At 69.0% G+C, this 22341-nt stretch carries 22 protein-coding genes and 1 pseudogene; 11 read left to right on the forward strand and 12 right to left on the reverse strand.

Going from position 1 to position 22341, the window contains the following annotated elements; genetic code table 11:
• Nucleotides 1–127: 127 nt before the first annotated feature.
• From M1E25_RS20555 to M1E25_RS20565, 3 genes are read left to right on the forward strand one after another with little or no spacing between them, the layout of a single operon-like run.
• Nucleotides 128–1330 carry an ATP-grasp domain-containing protein gene (locus M1E25_RS20555; protein WP_251417921.1) on the forward strand — a complete coding sequence of 401 codons (1203 nt, stop codon included), beginning with the start codon at nt 128–130 and terminating at the stop codon, nt 1328–1330.
• A gap of 14 nt (nt 1331–1344) precedes the next feature.
• Nucleotides 1345–2211: an SPDY domain-containing protein gene (locus M1E25_RS20560; protein ID WP_251417840.1), complete on the forward strand. Its 867-nt coding sequence runs from the start codon at nt 1345–1347 to the stop codon at nt 2209–2211.
• Nucleotides 2212–2244: 33 nt separating this feature from the next.
• Entirely contained in the window at nt 2245–2736 is a 492-nt protein-coding gene (locus M1E25_RS20565; RefSeq protein ID WP_251417842.1) for a hypothetical protein, read from the forward strand.
• Nucleotides 2737–3005: 269 nt separating this feature from the next.
• Here M1E25_RS20565 and M1E25_RS25950 read toward each other — a convergent pair whose 3' ends face one another.
• Together M1E25_RS25950 and M1E25_RS20570 are read right to left on the reverse strand one after the other, a co-directional pair.
• Nucleotides 3006–3512: a DUF6233 domain-containing protein gene (locus M1E25_RS25950; RefSeq protein WP_372501211.1), complete on the reverse strand. Its 507-nt coding sequence runs from the start codon at nt 3510–3512 to the stop codon at nt 3006–3008.
• A complete protein-coding gene (locus M1E25_RS20570) occupies nt 3513–3743 on the reverse strand; it encodes a DUF8825 domain-containing protein (RefSeq protein ID WP_251417844.1) in 231 nt (76 codons plus the stop codon). It abuts the gene before it with no gap.
• Between the two features lie 367 nt (nt 3744–4110).
• Between M1E25_RS20570 and M1E25_RS20575 the strand changes: the two genes are divergently transcribed.
• From M1E25_RS20575 to M1E25_RS20590, 4 genes and pseudogenes are all read left to right on the forward strand, one after another.
• A complete protein-coding gene (locus tag M1E25_RS20575; RefSeq protein WP_251417847.1) occupies nt 4111–4464 on the forward strand; it encodes an SPDY domain-containing protein in 354 nt (117 codons plus the stop codon).
• Nucleotides 4465–4568: 104 nt separating this feature from the next.
• On the forward strand, nt 4569–4859 hold the full coding sequence (locus M1E25_RS20580; protein ID WP_251417849.1) for a hypothetical protein: 291 nt from the start codon (nt 4569–4571) through the stop codon (nt 4857–4859).
• Nucleotides 4860–5727: pseudogene (locus M1E25_RS20585) on the forward strand (DUF317 domain-containing protein).
• Nucleotides 5728–5744: 17 nt separating this feature from the next.
• Nucleotides 5745–6245 (forward strand): hypothetical protein, encoded by a 501-nt coding sequence (locus M1E25_RS20590; RefSeq protein WP_251417852.1) that lies wholly within the window; start codon nt 5745–5747, stop codon nt 6243–6245.
• 75 nt (nt 6246–6320) lie between these two features.
• On the opposite strand, the gene M1E25_RS25955 is transcribed toward M1E25_RS20590, so the two are convergent.
• The 10 genes from M1E25_RS25955 to M1E25_RS20640 all read right to left on the reverse strand — a co-directional run bounded on the left by M1E25_RS25955 (nt 6321) and on the right by M1E25_RS20640 (nt 17614).
• Nucleotides 6321–9611: a DNRLRE domain-containing protein gene (locus M1E25_RS25955; RefSeq protein WP_372501213.1), complete on the reverse strand. Its 3291-nt coding sequence runs from the start codon at nt 9609–9611 to the stop codon at nt 6321–6323.
• Nucleotides 9612–10192: 581 nt separating this feature from the next.
• Complete coding sequence (locus tag M1E25_RS20600; protein WP_251417923.1) at nt 10193–10630, reverse strand: hypothetical protein; 438 nt, start codon at nt 10628–10630, stop codon at nt 10193–10195.
• Between the two features lie 83 nt (nt 10631–10713).
• Nucleotides 10714–12435, reverse strand: a complete 1722-nt coding sequence (locus M1E25_RS20605; protein WP_251417854.1) for a relaxase/mobilization nuclease domain-containing protein — start codon at nt 12433–12435, stop codon at nt 10714–10716.
• An 84-nt stretch (nt 12436–12519) separates the two neighbouring features.
• Entirely contained in the window at nt 12520–13017 is a 498-nt protein-coding gene (locus M1E25_RS20610; protein ID WP_251417856.1) for a plasmid mobilization protein, read from the reverse strand.
• Between the two features lie 131 nt (nt 13018–13148).
• The gene (locus M1E25_RS20615) at nt 13149–13385 is read right to left on the reverse strand and encodes a hypothetical protein (protein WP_251417859.1); all 237 of its coding nucleotides are present in this window, start codon (nt 13383–13385) and stop codon (nt 13149–13151) included.
• Nucleotides 13386–13473: 88 nt separating this feature from the next.
• Nucleotides 13474–13665 carry a hypothetical protein gene (locus M1E25_RS20620; RefSeq protein ID WP_251417861.1) on the reverse strand — a complete coding sequence of 64 codons (192 nt, stop codon included), beginning with the start codon at nt 13663–13665 and terminating at the stop codon, nt 13474–13476.
• Nucleotides 13662–15236: a hypothetical protein gene (locus M1E25_RS20625; RefSeq protein WP_251417863.1), complete on the reverse strand. Its 1575-nt coding sequence runs from the start codon at nt 15234–15236 to the stop codon at nt 13662–13664. The genes M1E25_RS20620 and M1E25_RS20625 overlap by 4 nt, the downstream gene beginning before the upstream one ends.
• Nucleotides 15233–15871: a WhiB family transcriptional regulator gene (locus tag M1E25_RS20630; RefSeq protein WP_251417866.1), complete on the reverse strand. Its 639-nt coding sequence runs from the start codon at nt 15869–15871 to the stop codon at nt 15233–15235. Before M1E25_RS20630 ends, M1E25_RS20625 begins: the two co-directional genes overlap by 4 nt.
• Before the next feature lie 157 nt (nt 15872–16028).
• Complete coding sequence (locus M1E25_RS20635) at nt 16029–16721, reverse strand: zinc finger domain-containing protein (RefSeq protein ID WP_251417868.1); 693 nt, start codon at nt 16719–16721, stop codon at nt 16029–16031.
• A gap of 2 nt (nt 16722–16723) precedes the next feature.
• Nucleotides 16724–17614, reverse strand: a complete 891-nt coding sequence (locus M1E25_RS20640; RefSeq protein ID WP_251417871.1) for a helix-turn-helix domain-containing protein — start codon at nt 17612–17614, stop codon at nt 16724–16726.
• A gap of 884 nt (nt 17615–18498) precedes the next feature.
• Between M1E25_RS20640 and M1E25_RS20645 the strand changes: the two genes are divergently transcribed.
• Genes M1E25_RS20645 through M1E25_RS20660 form a run of 4 tightly spaced genes read left to right on the forward strand, consistent with a single transcriptional unit; the run spans nt 18499 to nt 22118 of the window.
• Nucleotides 18499–18939 (forward strand): XRE family transcriptional regulator, encoded by a 441-nt coding sequence (locus M1E25_RS20645; RefSeq protein WP_251417873.1) that lies wholly within the window; start codon nt 18499–18501, stop codon nt 18937–18939.
• Nucleotides 18940–18982: 43 nt separating this feature from the next.
• Nucleotides 18983–19495 (forward strand): hypothetical protein, encoded by a 513-nt coding sequence (locus M1E25_RS20650; RefSeq protein WP_251417875.1) that lies wholly within the window; start codon nt 18983–18985, stop codon nt 19493–19495.
• Nucleotides 19492–20697: an MAB_1171c family putative transporter gene (locus tag M1E25_RS20655; RefSeq protein WP_251417878.1), complete on the forward strand. Its 1206-nt coding sequence runs from the start codon at nt 19492–19494 to the stop codon at nt 20695–20697. Before M1E25_RS20650 ends, M1E25_RS20655 begins: the two co-directional genes overlap by 4 nt.
• Nucleotides 20694–22118, forward strand: a complete 1425-nt coding sequence (locus tag M1E25_RS20660) for an amidase family protein (RefSeq protein WP_251417880.1) — start codon at nt 20694–20696, stop codon at nt 22116–22118. The genes M1E25_RS20655 and M1E25_RS20660 overlap by 4 nt, the downstream gene beginning before the upstream one ends.
• Nucleotides 22119–22341 lie beyond the last annotated feature (223 nt).

The raw sequence follows: 22341 nt of genomic DNA on the forward strand, positions 1-22341 counted from the left end.
AGACGGCCTTCATCACCCATGTTCACACCGCGTGGGACGGGAGCCACCCCTCGTCCTTCGTCTGATCTGCGAGGAGCACCTTCTCTTGTCCGAGCGTCCCGTCGTCTTGGTTGTCGCCGCTGCTGACATGGAGGCCGAGACGTATCGCGGCTACTGCCTCGAGAGAGTGGCGGCCGTCTACGACGTCGTCCTCATCACCGGCGAGGAACCGTCGTGGGAGGTGCCCCACATACGGGACTGCGTGGTCGTGCCCGACCCGACCGATCAGGCAGCGCTGTCCGCCGCCGGCCGGATCCTGGCCGACCGCTATGACCTGGCCGGGGTGTTCACCTGGACCGAGTGGTACCTCGTCCCGGTCGCACGCCTCGCGCGCCAACTCGGCCTGCCCACCACACCACCGGCGGCGATGCAGGCGTGCCGCAACAAAGCGACCGCGAGGGCCCTGTTCGCCCGCCACGGTGTCCCCTCGGCCGCCTCGGCGTCCGTCCGCAGCCGCCAGCAGGCGTGGGCCGCGGCGGAGTGGATCGGCTACCCGGTCGTCCTGAAGCCAGCCGCGCACGCGGCCAGCATCGGCGTGATCCGCGCAGACACCCCTGAACAGCTCGTCGCCGCCTACGACTTCGCGACCCGGGCCGCCGACCGGGGAGTGGAGAGCACGAGCGTCCTTGTCGAGGAGTACCTCGACGGGCCCGAGGTCTCGGTCGAATGCGTCACCCATCGCGGTGAGACCACCGTCGTCGCCCTCACCCGCAAGAGCGTCAGCGAACCGCCGTTCTTCGAGGAACTGGCGCACTCGATCGACGCCGCCGACCCCCTCCTCGACCAAGTCGCACCCGCCGCGCGGGCGGCGATCCGCGCGCTCGGGATCACCGACGGCATTAGCCACGTCGAGATGCGCCTCGTCGACGAACAGCCCCGGCTCGTCGAGGTCAACGCACGCATCGCCGGCGACATGATCGGCCACCTGGTCCGCCTCGCCACCGGCATCGACCTGCCCCGTGCCGCCGCCGACATCGCCGGCGACCGCGCACCCGACCTGAACCCCACCAGATCCTCGGCCGCCGCCATCCACCTGATCTACCCCGAGACCTCCGGCACCCTCACCCGGCTCAGCTTCGAAGGCCCCCGCCCTCCCTGGACCGAGCGGATCCGGTTCCAGCACCACCCCGGCGACCAACTCCTGCTGCCCGCAGACGGAGGCGACATGTTTACCGCCCGGATCGGCTACCTCATCACCACCGGCCCCACCGCCGAGACCGCCCACGCCAGCGCCGCCCACGCGCTCGGCCGCCTCGCCTTCCGCGTCGAGCCGGTCTCGGCGACCCGCTGATCACTGGAATACACATGCCTCCTGACGACGACCTTCGCGCCATCCACGGAGATGTCAACGTCTCCCCGCGCTACCTCGCCCGTACGACCGGGATCGGCGACCCCGCCCTCGCCCCGCTCCTCGACCTCGGCTGGAACCTGGAACACGACGACCTCGGCAACGCCTACCTCAACGCGCCCGACCGCACCGTCCGCCTGGGCTACCTCCCCGAAGGCGAGGACGACGGCCTCTGGCGCATCAACGCCTACCGCGACTCCTTCGGCCCGCCGACGTGGGGCGCCTGCTTCAACGACTCCACGCCGACCGAGTTCGTCCGGGCCTTCACCACGACCCTCGCCCAGGCCTACGAACGGGGCCCGGACGCCTACCTCGCCAGGCCGATTGCCGGCAGCGACGACCGCGACCCCTTCCAAGCCGTCGCGCCGCTCATCAACCGCGGCTGGCAGATCGACCGACCCCGCTGGGGCGTCTTCGCAATCCAGTCGCCCGACGGGCTCGTCGCGCTGGAGCACACCACCGGCCACCTCGATCGGGAAGCCGAGCTGACGACCCGCGACGCCCGCTGGCAGCTGTGGGCCGGTACCTCCATCGACCACCCGTATTGGTACGCAACGGCCAGCACCGACACCCCCGTCGAGTTGCTCCGAGCCGTCACTGAGTGCGTCTCCGACCCGACTCCGGTGCCCCGGTGGCGCCAGGACACCTACAGCTACGTCGAGGGCAAGGCTCACCTCATCTCCATCCTCCCGCCGAGCCCCCCGGCCCCGACCCCGCTCGACGTCCACCGGGCCGCCTTCCGTCGCCCGGCGGTGCTCCCCGCCACCAGCGTCCCTCGCTGGAGCAGCACCAGCCGCCCAGCCCATCGCGGCCCCCATCCATAACCACCCGCTCGACCTCTACCGGAAGGGTTCTTGTTGTCCCTGCAAGCAGCAGATTTCTTCGCCGAGCTGTGCCTCCCGTTCACCGACAGCACCGTCGTAGGCAACACCTACTACGCCACCCCCGCCGCGGACGCACGGCTGCGGCTGCGGATCGGCTTCACCGGCACCATCTACGCGGACACCTACGGCGGCCTCCGCGTAGCAGTCGTCCACATGGACAGGGGCGAAATCGACTCCGCGGCACTCAACTTCGTGGACCATGGCACGTTCCATCGCCGTGACGAAGCCCAGAACACACCACGGCAGAACTTCGATTACGGCACCTTCAACACCAAGCGCCACCGTCCGGGTCAACCGCCGTGGGAGGGCGCTGTCACCACCGGGCTGCGTGACGCCATCGAGCAGTACACCAGTGTCTGGTTCCCCGGTGCTTGGAAGACGTCCACGGCGGCACGCGCTACGAGCCGTTCCGCTCGCACGTTGCCGTCTCCGCCGCCCGCCCGTAGCGGCGGTCGCGCCCCTTGAAGACCGCTCTCCACCGCCCCTGGCCAGCATCCCGACGCCGCGGTCTCCGGGCCCCAACCCGTCCGAAAGGGCGACCAACACCCCACACACATCGGGGCTGATAGGGAACCATGTGTCGTCGGTGTTGCCGCCCATCGCCGAGCGGCATCCGAGACCGCGAGAACGGCAACGGCGAAGCCACCCAACCCACGATCACCCTAGACAGCGGCAGCCCCCGGGAACGACCACCCGGGGGCTGCCGCATGTCCAGCAGGAGCAGGTCCGGGCTGCTAGGCGCGGCCTTCACCGAGTTCGAGCGCCGGATTCAACACCGCCGCTGCGTCGCAGTCGCGGCAGGCGCGCGCACCATCCCGCATCAAGGCATCAAGAGCCTCCAGCGTGCTCAGTTCCTTTCCCCCTTTGCCGACAACGTGACGGCATGCGGCGTCATGTACGTCCGTACGCCCGCGGCGCTCCGGCGCTGGCCTCACCACCCAGCCAGGGGCTGGTGGGGGCGGTGGACTGGGGAGACGGCGGGTCGGCACAGCGGAGAGATCCACGCCCTCGATCGGCGTGAGCTGACGGCCGGTCACCCACACCGTGTATTCGGCGGCCTCGACCCCCTCCGGCCTCGCGGTCCACGCCGGAACTCCGACGAGGTATCGCCACCGATAGGGACCGGGGACCTCCTGGCGCTCGTGTAGCCGGGCCCGCACGGCTTGCCCGTCCGGCAGGTTCAGCGTGATTGCGGGCGGGGCGGCTCTGGCCGGCCGCTGGTCACCGGACGCGCCGCCCATCTACCGCACCCCGGTCTCCAGCTCGTGCGCCCGTACCCGCAGGTCCATCCGGTTACCGGTCTTGGCATCGCGCCAGTACGGGTGCCACCACACCTGCACCGACAGCTCCAGCAGGCGCCGCCGCAGCGCCGTCGTCCGGCCGCGCTGAGCCGGATCGGCGAGCGCCCGATAGGTACGGTCCCAAGCACGCTGCGCGGCGATCAGGTCCTCGGGGAAAGCAGGGCATCGCATAACAGTTATTGCATCACGTGTTCGATTTTTGTCGCATCTTTGCAGGTGAGGCGGGGTGAGGGTTATCTGATGCTCGCCGCTTGACCACCTCGGCGCCCGCAGTCATGGTCGGTCGCCTCCAGCGAGCGCCGTGTGTCCATGTTGGCGCTCTGAATTACCGTCCTCACGGGTCCCGTTCGGCAGGTCGCAGGCTTACTCGATCACGACGGTGACAGTTTCCCGGCCGGGGCCGCACTCAGATCAATCTGGGCGTCGCAGTTCGCCGGGGGCAGAAGGCAAGATCCACGAGGGACTGGTCAATGCGGGCAGGGGCATGTCAACGTAGACGACCTTGCAGCAAATTCCCAGGTCAGAGAGGTGATTGCCGGTGATCGTGGCTCCCGTGAACCCCGGAATCTCGACCAACATCGAGGCCCTTCAGCTGCGTGAGTGGCAGCTCGGCCCGGGCCAGCCCAGGCTCGTCATGGATCAGTTCTCCGCCGACCACTTCCACCTCGTGGTGGACGACCGCGCGGACGTGCACGTCAACTCGAAGGACGGCCGCTTCTACCTTGGATGGTTCCCGCTCGGTCGCCCCGGCACCGACGGTGAGGGATGGAAGATCGCTGTCACCGGTACGGCTCAGGTGCGCGGCTACGACATGTCGTTCGACGTGGAGACGCCGGCCGAGATCGTTGCCGTCGCGGTGGCGCGTGTGCTGGAGACCGCCCGGCGCGTATGACGGCAAAGGCCGGAGGCGGCGAGCCTCGACCGGAGGCTGCTCTGTCTCCACGGCGGCCTCACAGTCCGTCACTCCACCTGCTTTCCCCGATGCAAGGAGGTCCCGTGGTGCACACGGAGATGACCGTTGGCGATCTCATCGACCGCTTGTCGGTCTGCGACCGGAGTGCTCCGGTGCGGCAGGCGATGAATCCGTTCTTCCCGATGGCGCACCGCCTCGCGCAGGTGATCCAGGCCGCGGACGAGACCGGTCAGCCCGTCGTCTACCTGGCGGAGGGCCGGGACCCGAACACGCAGCTCGGCCACCTGCCACCCGAGGCCGCCGTCGACCTCGCCTGGCAAGCCCCTGCTCAGGCGCCCCCGCGCAGCCCCCGCCGCACCGCCGGCAGCAAGTAGATCCGCACCGAGCTTCCGGAGGCGCCCCTGCACCCCGACTTCCCACTCGGCCCGTCCATCCCGAACAGTGTCCAGCCGAGGCCAGCGAGCGTGTCGGCGACGACGGGCGTCTCTACGACGCCGTCGCCGACACGCTCGCTGGCCTCGGCTGGACGAGCCTGACGATCGTCCGCGGACGCCAGCAGCCGGACAAAGCGTTGGAGGACCAGCAGGTCCCACCACGGCACCGTCCTGCACATCAGCCCGACACCCTCCGAGGTGCCCAGTGGGGGTACCGCCTGACGAGCCCTTTCAGCTGGCGGAATTGCTGAGCGCTTGGCAGGTCTGTGCCCGCACCGAGATGACCACACCGTTCGCGCAGTGGTCGGCCTGTTTCACTCCGGGTGCCACCGGCGAGGCCCTCGTCGACGACGTCTCGCATTGGACGCCCGCGCTCATTCCGCTGTGCCATGTGCCGGGCCCGAACTGGTCCTCGATGCCGTCACCGCGCACAGCTGGCTCCGAGACATCGACCAACCCGGCGCGAGGGCATTGGACCCGACCTTCACCTCGCACATCAGCCTCGGCGAGGTGCCGCCTCTCATCCAGGACGCCGACCCGCGCCCTGACCGTCGAGGCGGACGAGGCGGGCCCGCCCGGCTGGCAGACATGGGCCGAGCCCGCTCTGGGCGCACGGTGCCTGTGTGCCGCGTCCCTCGGCGCCAACGCGCCGCACGACCTCGTCACCGCGTTCGCCGCTTCCTTCGGCTCCTCCACCGCACCGCTCCTACGCCGGGTGTTGCCCGAGAGCACCAGGGACGGGCTCCTGCGTGCACGTTCCTGCCGAAGTGTTAATCCGACGGCACTATGCTGCTCGCGACTCAACTGATCGCGTGCGAGGTGCCCTTGAGCAGGCTGCTGGATGTTTTCGAGACCGTGGTTTCTCCAAGTTATCGCATCTTCGGGCTGGTCGACACGAGTGTTGACACGTATGCACCACATGCGGATCGCACGAATTGGCTCCTTTCCGCCCCTGGCATGGTCTATCTACAGGTGCCACCCCAAGTAATTCGGGCGTCTGTGCGGTTGGAGAGTTGGTCGACCGCCCCTCCGGTAAGCGATGCTCAGTGGTCCGGTGCGGAGGACGTGGAGGTGGAGCTTCCGGGCTGCGACCTAGCGCTGGAAACCATCGACGGGGGGCAGAAAGAAGTCCCCTTGATCCTGCCCTCGTCCGGCTTCTACCGGATGCGATGGCAGTGGATATTCAATCGTGCAGGCGGGCCCTTCACCTCTCCGTTGGAGGGGCCTCGGGATCCCTTGCACATTCCGCTGGGCCGCGAAGAGAAACTGAATGGCGCAGATCAATACTGCCTGGTCCAGATCTGGCGCACAGTCGTCAGTGAATAGACAGAGTGAAAGAAATGCGGGGCCGGTCTGGCAGACCGGCCCCGCATGATGACCATCTCTGACCGGATGTCCCGGTCAGTCGCCGATGGCGACTATGAACGGGTCATGGCTCAGGATCCGGTCATTGTCGTACCAGGCGCCGAGACGCCGCCCGGCTTCCTGGTTCTCGTTCGAGTCGATGTAGCGGACCGAGAAGTCGTCGCGGTATGGCTCACCTTCGTACTGGTAGCGTGCGGCTCCCTGGTAACTCGAGGCGAAGGGGAATTCGTCGCAGTCGCGCTGCTCTCCCGCCGTCGGTTTACCCGGAACGGCGGCGTTGTTGCACGTAGAGGAGACGACGGAGCGGTTAGCGTCGTAGCGTGCCTGCTCGTTCAACCCGAAGCCCGGTACTAGGCGGTGCAACGGGTTCAAGGCACTCCCGCCGGGGAGGCTCTTGTCGCTCTTCGTCGGGTAAGTGTTGCCCGGGTCGTCAAGAGCGTCGCCGATGTGGTCCGCGACCGCGGCTACTCCGATGTACGGCTCCACGGGAGCATTGGCATCGGACGTGTCACTCCGGTCGTAGCGCAGGGCGGGTGTGGCATCGGGGAAAACGGAGCCTGCCTTTGCTCGTACGTTGTAGGCGGCGCTGTCGAAGCGAATTTCCCCCTGCTCGCCCTCGGAGGGTATGACCTGTGAGTAGCCAGGGAGCGTGAACTCGAGGACCGGAGTGAACAGGCCGGTGGCGATCTGATCGCCATTGGCGACATCGGGCAGCCTGGGCGCCAGTGACCATAGGTCGAACTTCGTGTCGCCGTCGTACTTCCACTGGCTGGGTGAATCACTGCGGCCGCTATAGACTCCAGGCTGGCAGGCGTCCTCTGTCGTAGGGCTTCCCGGAACTCCGGTGTCCCAGTCTCCCTCGCATTCGAGCTTCGCTTCCAACTTGGCGCCGACCTTGCCGAAATCTCCGCTGGATACGAAGACATCCACGTTGAAGTCGAATTCGGCGGACCGGGTCAGAGTGCTGCCGTCCAAGCCGCCTATCTGACCTCGGCCGATAAGGGTGTTGGTCGAGATGAAGGTGCCTTGCAGATAGCAGCCCGGGGGCCACAACCCACACTTGATCGCCGGCATGACGGTCAAGGTCTCCTGGCAGTACGAGAACCGGTTCTTGATCCACCCGGCCCTGTTGTCCGAGTCGTCAGCATTGTGGCATTCGTCGACGTCGGCGATGTACTCGTACGGGTCCTGGCCGTTGTTCTCGGGCTTGCGGCCTCGGTTGAATCGCTGGCTGGGAACGGTGTACGTGCGCTCCCAGGCAGCCTGGGCTGCGACGGGCTGCTCAGCGGACGGGCCCGAGCGCGGTTTGATGCCGAGTGCTTCCAGATTGCCGTCCCTGTTCAGGACTTGCTCGACCTGGGCGGGGTCGGCGATCAGCGCTGGATCGTTGATTGTGTAGGTGTCGCCGGGCTGAAGACTGCTGGGAACGCCGGCCGCAGCGGTCTCTACGACGAACGTCCGCCACGGGGACCAGCCCAGGTTGTAGTGGGTGCCGTCGTAGGCGTTGGTGCGGAACTTGTACATCTTGCCGTCGACGAGTTGCCCGTCCGGGACCTGCACGGTCGCCCACTCGCCAGGCGTGACGAAGTCGGAGACGAGCACGCCGTCTCCGGCCGGCGTGGTGATCGGCGTGTTGGTGTCCGCGTCGTAGACCTGGAAGCTACCGCTGACCGTGTCGCCGTCCGCGTCCGCGAACTTGTCCCTGAGCGTGGGCGTGAGGGTGTTGACACCCCACACATCGTTGTAGGTCTCGAAAGGCGGGCCAGCCTGCTGCGCCGTGCCGTCGGAGGGACGGTAGTTGTAGGTCACGGTCAGCTTCGGCTGGTTCGTGGTGGCGTTACCGGAGTTGACGCGTTTCCAGGCGCGGGTGTCGTCGGTGGCCGCGCGCAGGCCCATGTAGCCGCGGGTGGCCTTCGCCGAGGCCCAGGTCTGCACGAGGGTGTCGACGTCGGCGTTGATCCACCCGTCAGGCTGTGTGCCGGTGCAGTCCGGGTTGCCGCGGGTCTGGGTCGAGGAGTGGTACTGCTGGTTCCAGGTGGGCTGGTTGGTCCAGCGCGACGAGGTGGATGCCGCGGTGGTGTCCCAGACGGTCCACGACTGGGAGGTGCAGTCGATGTTGCCGGAGTGGAAGTTCCACAGCGCCAGGTTCGTGTCGGTGATCAACGCGTCCTGGATGGGCGTGGTGTCCCAGTGGATGAAGGACCGGGCCACGCGGGTGGTGCCGTCCGGGTTGGTGGTGCCGGGGTTGCCCAAGTCGAGTTCGGTGTCGGCAGACCAGTCAACCGTTTCGCCGCGCTGCACGTAGGTGTCGAAGGTGGAGGCCAGGGCGGAGGTCGAGGGATCGACCGTGACCGGGTACTGCGTTTTGGGGTCGGCGAGGAAATCCGCGCTGGGCGTGACGACCAGGTCGATCCGGCCGGTGCCCTTGTTCACGACCTTCATGGCGACGCGGGCCCGGTGGGTGTGCTCGCCGGACCGCTTGTCCACCGAGGCGTCCCACATGACCGGGGCGGGCATCGTCGCGCGCCGTTCACCGGTTTCGGTGTCGGTGAACGTCACCGACCCGTCCTTGTTCGCTTTGGCCTTCAGCCCCTTGGCTTTAACTGGCAGTGTGTAGGAGTAGGCGCCGGATGGCTTCTTGTCGATTTCCACGTACTGCTCGAAGCCGGTCCGCGTGGCCTCGATGATGACGTCGGCGCCGGGCACAGCCTCCCGGTAGCGGGCGGTGGTGCCGTTCAGCTTCGGCGCGGGGAGACCGCCCTTCCACTGCAGCGTCACCGCCTGGTTGCCGGTGCCGAGGGTGACGAGATCGCGCGGGGCGGCGTCCTTGGCGGCGGCCAGTGAGCGCGGCGCGGTGCCGCCCTTGCCGGCCAGGCGTAGCCCGTTGGGGTGCTCCTTGGCCTTCACGGTTCCGTCGCCGGCCATCGTCAGAGTGGCGTCGACCGTACGCCACTTGCCGGCCCGCCAGACCCGCTCGGGCCCGGAGGTCAGCTCGGTGGTGAGGGTGCCGTCGGGGTTGGCAACGGTGTAGGAGGTGGCTGTGGTCTCGTCGCGGGCGACGACCTTCTTGCCGGTCTTCTTCGCCTTGCGGATCGCCCACGCCTTCGAGCCCTCGGGGTGCCGGGCCGTCCCTTGCGTGTCGCCCTTGTGGATCCCCGATGAGGCTGGCTTGCTGGCCGCCTCCGCGGTGCGCTCCGGGGCGGGAGCTGCGGCGGCTTGGCTGGTGGCGGCGATGCCGAACTCGGCGATCAGTAGCAGTGCGGCGGCTGTCGCGAGCCGGTTGCGTCTTCTGTGTCTTCGCGTGGTGGGTTGGGTGGATGGATACACGAGGTGCCGTGTCCTTCTCGCTAGATCAAACGCGAACGCCTGTGCGAAATCGCACGGGCAGAAGTACTCTAGGTAGCGAGATCAATACACTGAAGCTGATTTCCGGACGTGCGAATTCCGTTCAACTTCCCCGGCGGCAAGCGTCCTTGGCGGCAGGGGACTGTGCGCCCAAACGTCGGATGGATCACATCGGGCGCTCAGGGCGACGGGCTGCGGGCGCACCTCAGCGAGAGGAAATGGTGCCGAGGCGGAGACAGCCCCCATGGCGGCTGTGGCTGAAAAATCCACCTTGTGGAGAAGCGCCGGGTTCTGAGAAGGCGTCAAGTTCGCTTCTGGTGGGAGCCGCTTCCAGCTTGGTGAGGAAACCTTGGCGGGTGAGGCGTCTCCGTGGCGGCTTCAAGTGACGTTTGTAGGGTCGTCGCGTCGTCAGGACAGGCCGGGCGAACCCGCGCGAGGACGGTGGCGGCGGTGAGGCCGATGGCGTTGCGACGCGAACGCGCATGGGTGGGCTGACCCCTTGGTGCTCTGTGACGGGTGGCCAGCGCGGGCCTGCGGGCCCTGTGGGGTCGTAGGAGTGGGGGTCAGTGGCCGAGGTGGCGCAGGCAGTCCTCGAACGTGGCGTGCGTCGCGTCCGCGGGACCGGCGTTCCGGTTGTACCAGGCGGTGTCGAGACGCGTCTCGCGCTGCTGGTGGTCGGCCCGGCACCGCAGCCAGATCTGGTCTCGGGTGGAGAGGATGAGCCAGTCCCGGTACGCGCCGCACGCGGCGCAGGCGACCATCTCGCCGTTGAGAACGAGCGGCTGCGTCCAGGGCATCATCCGGCCGTCGAGCTGGTCGTGGCTCGGGACGCGCAGCCCCGGCGGGAGGAAGTCGTCCATCACCGGTGCCGGCTCGGCGGTGGCCTGCATTCGTTGCACCTCCGGCGGTACTTGGCCCTCCCGCCGTGCCCGCGTCGCGAAGCGGCGGTGCTGCATCTCGCCGATCTCGGCCTTACGCCGACGGCGCATCCGGTGAAACACCCTGGCGTCCTCCCTCGTCTCGCCCTGCACGCAGCAGGATCGTGCCCGAGCTCCCGGCCTGCTTCAATTCACAAAGTCCACAGTCACGACCTGCCGTGCTGAGACCCGGACCGTCCCAGTGCTCGCTGGCCCGGGTGGCGTGCCGTCCGCTCTGCTGCGTGAGCATCGCTCAACGCGTCGCTGGTGTCGGCGGGCAGGTCCGCGGTCCGGCGCAGCCGCCACACGAGGACATCGCTGACGGAGTCGGCCGTCTCGAGTTCCCGTCGCGTCGCGGCGTCGGCGAGGAGCGCGGCCGGGTTGTGGCCGGCGGCTTCGGCGTCGGCGAGGGTGGCGGCGAGCGCGTACCAGCCGGGCTCGGCGAGGACCCGCTCGGCCAGCTCCGGCACCGCCTTGCGCAACACCGACGTCTGCCGCTGGCGTAGCGGGCGGCTCATGCGCTGGCCGCGCTGGTAAAGGGCGCCGAGCGGCTGCGCGGCGGCGGCACGGTAGGCAGCGCGCAGGTGCTCGGCAGCCTTCCGGGCTGCCACGGCCTGCTGAGCATGGCCCCTCTTCGCGTGCCAGTGCATGGCGGCGGTGATGAGGAAGAACAGCATGTCGATCGCCATCGCGGTCGTCGCTCCGTCTTCGCCCCGGCCGAGGACCGGGCCGCTGTGGATGAGTTCGCGGGCGGCCTGCCGCAGGGCCCGGTCGTGTCCCCGCTCGGCACGGACATGGGAGCGGGAGGCCCGCTCGAACGCAAAGCTGGCGTCACGCAGTTGGTGCCGGGTGTGGGCGGCGGAGGTCTTCGCCAAGGCGTCCAGGATCTCGCCGGCAGCGGCGATGTACGCGGCGGTGACCGCGTCCTCGCCCTGCTCGACGACCAGCACCGCCGTCCACGCCGCCGAGGCTGTTCGCCGGCGGGCACCGGACGGGCCGTCCGGTGCCCTTCGCACGATCGGATCGATCGGTGCCGCGTCCTGGTCGCGGGCGTCGGCGGACCAGCGCTCCCGGATCCGGGGCAAGGACAGGTCCGGGGCGAGGCGCGCGCCGGGGTAGAACACGGGCTCGTCGTCCTTGTTGCGGTCCTCGGGCAGGGCAACCTTGTAGCCGAGCAGGTCCCCGGAGGGGGCAACCCGCTTGCGGATCAGGAGGCCGGCGGCGGCCAGCCGGTTGAAGAACTCCTCCTCGCTCGTCGTGCCGGCCACCGAGCGCCGGACGGTCTCGCGCAGTTCCTCCCGGGCGGTGCGCTTCCGGCCCTGGCGCTCGGCCTTGTGACGCTCGGCGCTGGTCGGGCGCTTCGCGGCGGTGCCGTCGCCCTTGTTGAGCCGACGCAGGCCCAGCTCCATTTCGAGGGCGCGGGCCTGTGCCTGGACGCGGCCGGCGTCGTTGTCCAGGTTGGGCTTGTATCCGTCCTCGCGGACCAGGGTGGCGACGATGTGGATGTGGTCGTCGGCGTGCCGGACGGCCGCCCATCGGCAGCCCGCACCCTGCTCGGGGTCATCGATGCCGGCGGCGGCGACCATGCGGCGGGCAACGTCGCCCCACTCGTCGTCGGTGAGGATCCGGTCCTCGGTGGCGTTGCGCACGGACAGGTGCCACACGTGCTTTCGCGGCCGTTCCGTCTGGTCGATGTTCTCGACGGGTTGGTCCAGGAGCTGCTGGAGCTGCTTGAGGGTGGCGGAGGCGTCGCGGCCTGGGTCGGGCGCGTTGTGGTCCCAGGAGGCGACCAGGTGCGGGTCGACGTGTGCCTCGAACTTGCCCGGCCTGTACAGGTAGTACAGGAGACCGATGGTGCGCTGCCCGCGCTTCTGGATCCTGGGGATCATGCTGCTGTCCTAGACCGATTGATCAACTGGGCGGGCGGCGGGAAGGGGGCGTTCCAGGTCCTGTGGTCGACGTGAGCTGCGCGATCACCGCTGCTCCAGCAACCGGTCTGTAGCTGCCTGCACGCGCGTCACGGCGCGCCGGACCACCGCGACGACCGCGTCGATTTCCGCAGGATGGCCACCTGAGTTGATGGCACGGGCCACCTGGTTGAGGTTGTTGCCGACCTGCCCGAGGTGCCGGCGGGCGGCGAACAGCTCGGAGATCACTTCGCGGTGGCCGGCGACAGCGGCTGCGGTGTTGTCGATGTCGTGCGCGGCGGCGAGGCCGCTGCGGGCGAGGAAACCGGGGAGGCTCGTACGGGTGGCGCTGGCAGCGGCGGCGAGCAGGGTCTTCTCGTCGTCGTTCAGGCGGACGCTGCACACATAATCACGCTTGCGCGCGGGCGGCTTCGGCGAGCGCTTGCGCGAGGTCTTCTTCGCGTCGCGGCGCTTGCGCGGCGACGGCTGCTTCTCCGGCTGCGATCCGCCCTCGGTCGCTGCCTCGCGGACCAGCACCCCCAGGTGCTGGTCCGCTCCCGCCACCCCCGGGACGGGCTCCGGCCAAGACACCTTCCCCGCCGGGGAAGAGTGTCTTGGCCGATAACTTGCTCGCCCCGAGACGGAGTTGGAGTCGCCGGCGGGCCGCGGGGCGCTGCCGTTCTCGTTCCGGTTCGTCATCGGGTCTCGGGCCGCGTGGAGCGGATTCGGTACTGGACCGCCGCAGCCAGCTCGACGACGTCGACCGTGCCGGCGAGGACGCGCACGGGCTCGTCGGCCTCGCGCTGGACGAGCCACTGGCCGGTCGGGACGAGGACCGCGGCGTGCAGGAGGCGCCGGCAGACCAAGACCTCCGCCCAGGCGCCGGCCTCGGCGACCGAGGGTGTGGAGGGGGAAGCGGGAGGGGGAGTCACAAGATGCTCCTGGAGTGGTGCGGATAGCCCGGCGCACGGGTCGGGCAACCCGTGGCAGATGAGGGATTTGACCTGCTGCTCTGCAGATTCAGCCGCATTCCGGGCAACGCCCGACATGGCTGCTGAGCGCCCTGGCCATACGTGCCTTCGTCGATGCGGCGTGCTTCGCGCTGGACTTCGCCGACGGCCTGCCGGCGTGCCGCTTGGAGTGGGCGTTCAGGAAGCCGATTTCCCGCTCGTACTCCTGACGGATGGTCGCGAACCGGGGGCAGGTCTTCATCGGCGCGTGCTCCTTGTCTTCATGGTGCTGTCCTGGCTTCGCAGCTGTTGGAGGACGAGGCTCAGTCGGTCGTTCCGGCCGCCCTTGAGTCCCTCGCGCCGGAGGATCTCCCTGAGCTGGACCCGGGTGACGGCTTCGTTGCCGTCCCGTGCGAGTAGCGAGGGGACGTGGGGGCGGACCTGCTCGACGAGGTGCTGCACGGTCTGCTCCGGCTCGCGCGGCTTCGTCTGCGGGCTGTGAGACCGGTGCTGGGGCCCCTTGCTCTTGGACTTCGGGGTCGGCTTCCGCCGGAGGGACACCCTCGGTCCCCGGTCCCTGGTGGGTTCGGTCCCCGTGTCGGTGTGGTTCGGTCCCCGGTCCCCGGTGGGTTCGGTCCCCGTGTCGGTGTGGTTCGGTCCCCGGTCTCCGGCGGGTTCGGTCCCCGACTCGGCGCCACTCGGTCCCCGATACGGTCCCCAGGCCTCTGCAGGCAGTTCAATTCCGGGAGGGTCGGTCCCCGCGCAGCCTTTGGTCCCCTCGTTGGACTCCGGCTTGACGGCCTCGGTCCCGTCGATACGGTCCCCGGGCCCCGCGTCATAGCCCCCGCCGGGGACCGGTCCCCTCACCTTGCCTGGTCCCCGGTCTTTCCTCGTCTTGGCGTCAGTGTGGGGACAATCGATGGGGACCGCGGTGCTGTGTGCCTCCGAGAGAGGGACGGTGGCCGTCATCTTGCTGTGGTCCTGCGGGGACCAGGGGGAGGGCAGGGAGATCGTGGCGAGCGCGAGTGCGTGCCGGCGGGCGGCGAGCTGGTCGAGCAACTCGGCGCGCTGGACAGGGTCCGTGCCGACCGATGCCCGGCCGATCGCTTTCGACAACCGCCGCGTGAGTCGCCGGCCGTGCCAGCCCTGCTGCTGTTCGGGGGTGCGCTCGGCGAGACGGGCGGCGAGGGCCACGGCGCGGGCGGTGGCGCGGTCGCGGGTGATCTGAGCTGCGTCGCGGTCACGTGCGGCGATGCCGAGGCGGGACAGCAGCCGCTCGCGAGCCTCCCGTCCGAGGGTGGCGATCAAGCTGTGGGAGGCGGCTCCGGGGGTGCGCAGGCGCAGTTCGATGCCCATGGCGAGGTGCCAGAGCATGGCGGCCATGATCGGCCCGACGAAGGCTCGGACGGTGCCACCGACCAGCCCGCTCTCGGCGTAGGCGGGGATCACCTGCACGCCGGTGATGCCCCAGACCAAGGTGCCCGGCAGCCCGGGCGCCCCCTGGGTAGCCAGATTCTGCCGTGCCATCAGGGCAGTTGCGAAGAGCGCGAGTTCGGCGGCGCCGAACATCGCAGCCCGCTCGGCGATGCCGACCATGTCGAGGTAGTCGGCGGCGAAGCGCCAGCTCGTGTCCGCGCTGTAGGCGGTGCAGCCGAGCGCGGCGAGGGCGGCCACTTTGACCGCCGGGTTGCCGCGACGTTCCCGCGGACGTGCTTCCCGGTGGCGGATCGCCCAGCCGGTCAGGGCGAGGGTCAGCACGGAGACAGGGATGCCGATGACGAGAAGGAGGGACAGGTCCGGGACGGCACCGACGGCCAGGACGGGGTGGGTCATGCGACCTTTCCGAAAGGGGCGCGCGCGGAGGGCGACGTCGTCGGAGTGGATGCCGGCTGCTCAGTGCTGGGGTTAGTGGTCGAGGGTCGGCCCGTTGCCGGGGTCGGCTGCCTCGCTCTCTTGTGCCTCGGCATGCCGAGGGTCCGGTCCCGATCGAAGACCTTGTTGGCCGCCTGCCGCAGCAGGTCACGGGCGTGCTTGTGACTGACTTGCAGGGCGCCGGCGAGCCGGTCGGGGCGCCAGCCCCGGACGTAGGCGTGGTCGATGACGACCTGGCGCTCGGTCTCGGTCAGGTGCACGTCGCGTCCGTTGAAGAAGGCGATCACGCGGCTGTAGTCGAGGCGCTGGGGAAGCCCGTCGTGCCAGGGGCGCCGCTCGGCCTCGGTCAGCCCGCCCCAGATGCCCTCCTTGAGAACGTTTTCCAGGGCGTAGTTGAGGCAGTCACGGCGGACCGGGCAGACGGCGCACAGCTCCTTCGCGTCGGCGATGGCTTCGTGGTCCCGGGGCAGCGGGAAGAAGGTGGCGTCGGCGTCCTCGGGGTCCATGCCGTGACACACACCGCGGGTGTGCCAGCTGATGTCGCCGATACCGCGCAGGCCGGTGGTCGGCGCATCGTCGGTGGTGATGTTGCGCAAGGGTCTCTCCGATGTGCTGCCGCGTCAGGCCGGTCGGGACCGGCGGCGGAGGGACGCGGCTTGGTCGCCGACTGCGGCGCGGTGCGGGCACCGCAGTCGCGGGCGGGACGGTAGGTGGGCGGTGCACCGGACGAGGTACACCGGCACCGGCGGGCGATCAGGCCATGGCAGGCTGCTGGACCTGCCGGGCGGCGGCGAGGTCGAGACGGCTGGGGTGCGGAGTGGCGCGCGGGGCGGTTCCGCGTGCTCCGTCATCGGGGCCGATCCGCCGACGGCGGCACGGCTCACCGACCTGGGCCTGGCACCACCCGCACCGGACCGAGAGCGCATCCGGCTGGCCCTGGGCGACGGCCGCCTCGCGCGCCGCGCGCGTAGGCCGGTAGCGCGCCAGGGCGACCCGGGCGTCCGGCGGAATGCAGGAGCCGACTTCCCGAAGCCGTGCCTCCAGGTCGGGATCGACCCGGCAGCTGGCGATCTGCCGGTACTGCGCCGGCGGGGCGCTGCCGGTGGCTACAGCGCGCCGGGTCCGCGCCAACTCGGCGGTCCAGGCCGCCTGATCATCCGGGTCGACGGAGGGAGGTGGGTCGGTGTGCCGGTGCAGACGGTCGCGCCGGTAGCTCTCCCACGGGCGGGCGATGTCCGCGGGCAGGATCTGATACGGCGAGAGGCGGATGTGCTGCCGGGCAGCGATGCGGGCGTCCCAGCCCTGCGGCGTGCTCAGGGGGACGTCGCCGAGCAGCTCGTACCACTGGGCGAGCTGGTCGCGGGCCTCGCCCTGGTCGGTGCGGATGGTGCGGGGGTCGAGTCGGCCGATGTAGGCCAGCAGGGCGGCGATTTCGCGGCGGTCCATGGCTACTCCGTTCCGGTCGGCTCGTCGACGGCGGCGAGAAGGGCGGCGGTGTGGGCCTCGGCGCGGGTCATGCCGCCCGGTTGGGCGAGGTCGTTGCCGGGAAGGGCGTAGAGCTTCGGGCGGCCTGGGGCGTGCTCGCGGGCGATCCACGAGCGCCAGTCGGCGGCCCAGGCAGCCGTCGACCGCGGCTTCCAGTCGGCGCGGTGCACACGCCACTTGGCGTCGGCGGCGTGGAGGCCTTCCTCACCGAGGCGGTCGAGGTGTCCCTGTCGGCGGGCCCAGACATGGGTGTCTGGGTCGACCTGCCACTCGCTGACCGGGGTGAGGGCGGCACCACTACTGCTGTACCTACGGTTTACCTTCGGTTCCCTACGGTTCTGGGGGCCGGTTACCGGTACACCGGCGTGCCGGAGACCGGTACGCCGAGGTCCTGGTTTCCGTTGCGGGGGACCGGATTTCGGACGTGCCGGTTTCCGGTCCGGGGTGGAGGATTCCGGTACCTCACGGGGTCGGATTCCGTACCGTCGCAGGGCTGAGACCCGGAGCATTGCGTCAGCCTCGGGCTCGTCCGCCGATGCGGCGGCGTCATCCGCGTCCTGCTCGCTCGTGGCTTCCGCCGCGGCCCGTGCGGCGAGAGGCATGCGGTAGACGGTGCTGCGCTGCGGGCCGGTGAGATCGTCGAGCTGCTCGAGCTCGCCGCCGGCGAGCAGCCGGTCGATGGCGTCGCGCACCGTGGACCGGGAGGCGTTCGCGCGCTCCGCCAGGCTGGTGAGGGAGGCCCAGGCGATGCACTGCTCGTCGGCTACCCGGTCCGCGATCGAGAGCAGGACCAAGCGCGCGGTTCCCCGGCTGGAGCTGTGTTCCCACACCCAATCGCGGGCCTCCCCGCTCATCGGCCGCTCCCGCTCGCGTGGCGGGCCCGGCGGCTTGCCGAGGTCGTGGTGATGTGTTCCGGCCCGGGGCCGGAGGGCGTCGAGGCGAAGGTGGCTGCCGCGCAGGCCAGATGGCCGAGCCTTTTACGCAGGGCAGGATGCATGCAACAATCCCCTTTGCAGTGTTGCCACGCTGGGGCACCCGGTGGAATGGGATCAGCGTGGTGATGGTGGGCAATCTCCGCCCTTGCCGGGGCGGGCTATGCCGTTGAGCGTTCGGCGTCCGGGAGTTACCGCTCTCGGGCGCCGTCGCTGTATGCGGACCTACACGGTCTGGTCGTTACCTGCTGCGCTCCTCATGTTCGTGGCCTCGGGCGGGGCGCCCGGGGACGACGAACATACGCACGGACCCGTGTCAAGATCCAGAGTTGGTTCTTAACCTCTGCACGAGTTGCACAGAGTGACGAGGCGGGACGATTTCGCGGTCATCCGGAAGGGCCGGAGCGGGCTGCTGCGGAGCCTTCGGGCGGTCCGTTGCCGCGGTTGGCCAGAATCCTCGAAGCGTGCCGGCGGGTCCGGCGTGGAATAGCGTCCCGGCATTTCGCGCGACGGCTTCGCGAAGTGGACTCGTGGTTCCCACTGTCGCCCTCACGCCTTCCGGTCGAAGATCGAATCACTCCTGTATTGCCAGACGTGACGTATGTCGCCGGGCGAATGTGGCGCGCGCCACGTCGCCCAGTGCGCCCCGGTTGGTAAACACGGGCAGACTGGCTTGGCTGCCGGTGCGCATCACACGGAAACGTGCTGGTGAGGAAAAACTTCCACACGCGGGAGCGGTGCGTCAACTCATGTTAATCGCGGGGTACAGTGGTTGAACCCTGGTGAATCCGCGCCCTGGAAGGATCATGAAAGAGTCGATGGAGGGGCCCATAAGTCCGCGTGCGCGGAAGCTCAGTGACCGGCTCAACCGCCTGTTTGACGCAGTGCACCCGCCCGATCGCGGCCCGTACAGCAACAGCGAGGTGGCTGAGCTGATGGCTGCTCGCGGGCTTGAAACGGTGACATCCACCTATCTGTGGATGCTGCGCACTGGACGCCGCGATAACCCGACGATGCGTCACCTCGAAGCGCTCGCAACCTTTTTCGGTGTTCCTGCTGCCTATTGGTTCGACGATGAAGTCGCCGAAAAGACCGCGCAGGAGCTGAAGTTGCTGGAATTGCTCCGCGACTCGAAGATCAAGAACGTGCTTCTCCGCCTCACTGACGTCTCAGCGGATGGCAAGGATGCCGTGCTGGGGCTCGTGGACGGCGTGCGAAAGATGGAGGGGCTGCCGCCCTCCAACTAGCCGGATCTCCGGCTGCAATGCAGTAAATGATCAAGGAATCGAAATGTGGTCTGCGCGTAAGCGCCGCCAGGGTGACCTCTTGGCCGAGCTGGATCTCTCCCACGTCACCAACATTCGCGATCTACGGCCCGAGGTCTCTCGTCGTGCGGGCCGCGCCGTGATGCTCGAGCCGAGGGAACAGGCACCCTCCGTCTGCGGAGCGTGTGCCGTGACCGAGAGCGCCGTCTACCTGTTCTACGACCCGCGGACCAGTTCCATGCACCAAGATCACATCATCGCCCACGAGTTCAGCCATCTGCTGCTCGGGCACCACGAGACCCGCCCACTGTGCGCCCTGACACCGACCCTCATCACCACCATGGACCCGGCCGTCGTGCAGATGATGCTGGGGCGGACCAAGTACGACGAGGACGAAGAGCGCGACACCGAACTGCTCGCATCGCTCCTCCAGCAACGGATCATCGACCAGTGGCTGCGCAGCGACGAGTCCTCCGGCGACGACGTCCAGGACCGGGTCACACACACGCTGCTGCGCCGGCGGGAGGCACGATCGTGAAGGACCTGCTCCACCCGATCAGCCTCGTCATCGCCACGCTCGGCTTTCTGTGCCTCTTGCGGGACGTGCCCGCCCGACGTCGCGACCCCGCATCCATGGCCCTGGCAGCCGTCTTCCTGCTGTCGGGACTGTCGTTCCTGTTCTCCATCACGCCGATGTGGCAGTACCTCGACCGGGCCCTGGGCACCGTGAACCTGTCTGTCCCTCTGGCACAGGGGTGCGTGGTCGCGCTGCTGGCCTGCCAGCAGGTGGTCCTCACCTACTGGAGCTCACCCCCGGATGTCGCTCGCGGGAGGGCACGAGTGTGGCTCGGCGCCGGTCTCGCGGTGATCGCTGGGCTGTTCGCGCTGTTCACCCAGCTGACCCCCAGCGCGCCGAGGCCGATCGATTTCACGCTGTACTACGCCCACGACAACGCGTACGCCGCATACCTCACCCTGTACGTCACCGCCTACACGCTCGGCGAGCTGTTCCTCGCCCGAGCCTGCTGGCGGCTTGCTCGGCGCAGCGACCGTAGATCCGTCAGCGTAGGGCTGCGAGTCGTCGCCCTCGGCGCCACCATCACCCTCGGATACAGCGCCGTGCGGATCGGCAACGTGATCGCCGGCGCCTTCGGTGGCTCCCTCGACCAGTGGGAGAGTTTCGCTTGGACCTGCGGTGACGTCGGCGCGATGCTCACCCTCATCGGCTGGCTGGTGCCCACGATCAGCGACCAGGCACAAGGTGTCCAGTACCGGGTCAACCAGCACCGCAGCTACCACTGTCTGCGCCCCCTCTGGCTGGTCTTCCACCGAGAGGCCCCCGAGATCGCCCTGCCGATCGACCGGGTCGATCCCGCCCAGCGCCGCCGCTTCCGAGGCATCACGATCAAGCTCTACCGGCGGGCGGTCGAGATCCGTGACGGCCGTTTCGTGATCCGCCAGCACCTCGATGCCGGCGTCCGCGAGAACAGCGAGGCCCACCACCGAACGCGGGGCCTCCATGGTGACGAACTGAACGCCGCCGTCACCGCAGACCAGATCATCGCCGGCATCACCGCCCGAGCCGAAGGCGTCCGTCCCGACTCCGATCAGCTCACCGACTTCGCCGACGCCAACCGCCAGACCAGCCGGCCGATGGACGACATCGGCGCCCTTCTCGCAGTCGCCCGCCACCTTCCTGATCCTGCCCGCGCCCACCAGCCAGAGCGAGCCTCCGCATGACGAACGGCCTGACCAGCCAGCCCGCACACCTCCAACTCCGCGCCCTGGACCGCCGAGAGATCTCCAGCCGAGAGTTGCTCGACCTCCACCTCGAGCGGATCGATGCCAGCACGGTGAACGCCGTCGTCACCCGAGACGACGACGCGGCCCGCCAAGCTGCCCGGGCAGCCGACGACCGCCGCGTCCACGGTGAGCGCACCGGAGTCCTCGATGGACTCCCGCTCACCATCAAGGACAGCTTCGAAACGGCCAACCTGCGTACCACCAGCGGCTCCGAGGATTTGAAAGATCACGTCCCCAAGCAGGACGCCGACGCGGTCACACGGCTCCGCCACCAGGGCGCGGTGATCATGGGCAAAACCAATACCCCCGCGTACTGCCAGGACCTCCACACTGACAACACCCTCTTCGGCCCCACCCTCAACCCACACGACCCGGCGCGCACGGTTGGCGGCTCCTCCGGCGGCCCCGCCGCGGCGGTCGCCGCTCACCTCACGCCCGCCGATCTCGGCAGCGACCTCGCCGGCTCGCTCCGCCTCCCGGCCCACTACTGCGGGGTTTACGGCCTGAGGCCCACGCACGGACTCGTCCCGGCCCGCGGTCACATCCCCCGGCCACCGGGCTGGCTCACCAGCAGCGACATGGTGACCCCAGGACCCCTGGCCCGGCACCCGCGAGACCTCGACCTGCTGCTCGCCGCGCTGACGACACCCTCGGCCAGCGAGAACACGCCCTGGCGCGTGGACCTGTCGGCGCCGAACAAGAGCATCGACCAGCTCCGCATCGCGATCTGGGCCGAGGACCCGAACTGCCCCGTCGACCGCGCGACCACCAAGGCACTGGCCTCCATCGAGACGGCGCTGTCCAGGATCGGCGCCGTCGTCCGTCACACAGCCGGGCCCGTCAACCTCGTCGACTCCACCCGCCTGTTCGAGCAACTCCTGCACGCCACCGCGACGGCCACGAGCAGCGATGAGGCGGCGGCCGAGGAACTCGCCGCCTCACGAGCACTGAAAGACGACGACACCAGCCCTCGCGCTGGGTTCCTCCGTCACCGGACCCAGACCCATCGCACCTGGCTCCGTGCGGACGAAGAGCGCGCCCGGCTCCGGGAAAACTGGCAGCGCTTCTTCATAGAGCACGACGTCCTCATCACGCCGGCCGCGCCCACCCCCGCGATCCCTGCAGGCAGCCGCACGCTCGTGGTCGATGGCCACGAGCGCAGCTTCTTCGACCAGACCGGCTGGTCCAACCTCGCCAGCCACATCGGCTTGCCAAGCCTCGTCATACCAGTAGCCAAGACCCTGGAAGGGCAGCCGATCGGAGTCCAGATCGTCGGCCCGCCGTACGCAGACCGTGCCCTGCTCGCCCTGGCGGACGAGTTGACGCCGCTGCTTCAGCCGTCAGCGCAGGCGAGTTGAACCTGCGCTGACGGCGGTCCAGCAGAGCTCCGGCCTCCGGCCGCGTGTAGGGAACGCGGCCGGGGGCGTGATCCCAGATGCCAACCCATCCATGAGGGCGGCGAGCATGTCCGGCTTCTCATCGATCTGCGCGCGATGACGGCGTGCAGAGCCCTACCGCTCATGCGGCTCATCCACTTGGCTTCGTTCACTTCAAATGGTTCTGGCTCAGATTCTGGTTACT

It is taken from the genome of Streptomyces meridianus (genome assembly GCF_023703325.1).
GTDB classification, from domain to species: Bacteria; Actinomycetota; Actinomycetes; order Streptomycetales; family Streptomycetaceae; genus Streptomyces; species Streptomyces meridianus.

Excerpts from the sequence above, each read along its gene's own strand:
- M1E25_RS20660 (WP_251417880.1), top strand. The coding sequence starts at position 20,694 with ATGACGAACGGCCTGACCAGCCAGCCCGCACACCTCCAACTCCGCGCC.
- M1E25_RS20635 (WP_251417868.1), bottom strand. The coding sequence starts at position 16,721 with ATGGACCGCCGCGAAATCGCCGCCCTGCTGGCCTACATCGGCCGACTC.
- M1E25_RS20620 (WP_251417861.1), bottom strand. The coding sequence starts at position 13,665 with ATGAAGACCTGCCCCCGGTTCGCGACCATCCGTCAGGAGTACGAGCGG.
- M1E25_RS20650 (WP_251417875.1), top strand. The coding sequence starts at position 18,983 with ATGTGGTCTGCGCGTAAGCGCCGCCAGGGTGACCTCTTGGCCGAGCTG.
- M1E25_RS20560 (WP_251417840.1), top strand. The coding sequence starts at position 1,345 with ATGCCTCCTGACGACGACCTTCGCGCCATCCACGGAGATGTCAACGTC.
- M1E25_RS20605 (WP_251417854.1), bottom strand. The coding sequence starts at position 12,435 with ATGATCCCCAGGATCCAGAAGCGCGGGCAGCGCACCATCGGTCTCCTG.
- M1E25_RS25950 (WP_372501211.1), bottom strand. The coding sequence starts at position 3,512 with ATGGGCGGCGCGTCCGGTGACCAGCGGCCGGCCAGAGCCGCCCCGCCC.
- M1E25_RS20640 (WP_251417871.1), bottom strand. The coding sequence starts at position 17,614 with ATGAGCGGGGAGGCCCGCGATTGGGTGTGGGAACACAGCTCCAGCCGG.
- M1E25_RS20570 (WP_251417844.1), bottom strand. The coding sequence starts at position 3,743 with ATGCGATGCCCTGCTTTCCCCGAGGACCTGATCGCCGCGCAGCGTGCT.
- M1E25_RS20645 (WP_251417873.1), top strand. The coding sequence starts at position 18,499 with ATGAAAGAGTCGATGGAGGGGCCCATAAGTCCGCGTGCGCGGAAGCTC.
- M1E25_RS20625 (WP_251417863.1), bottom strand. The coding sequence starts at position 15,236 with ATGACCCACCCCGTCCTGGCCGTCGGTGCCGTCCCGGACCTGTCCCTC.
- M1E25_RS20555 (WP_251417921.1), top strand. The coding sequence starts at position 128 with ATGGAGGCCGAGACGTATCGCGGCTACTGCCTCGAGAGAGTGGCGGCC.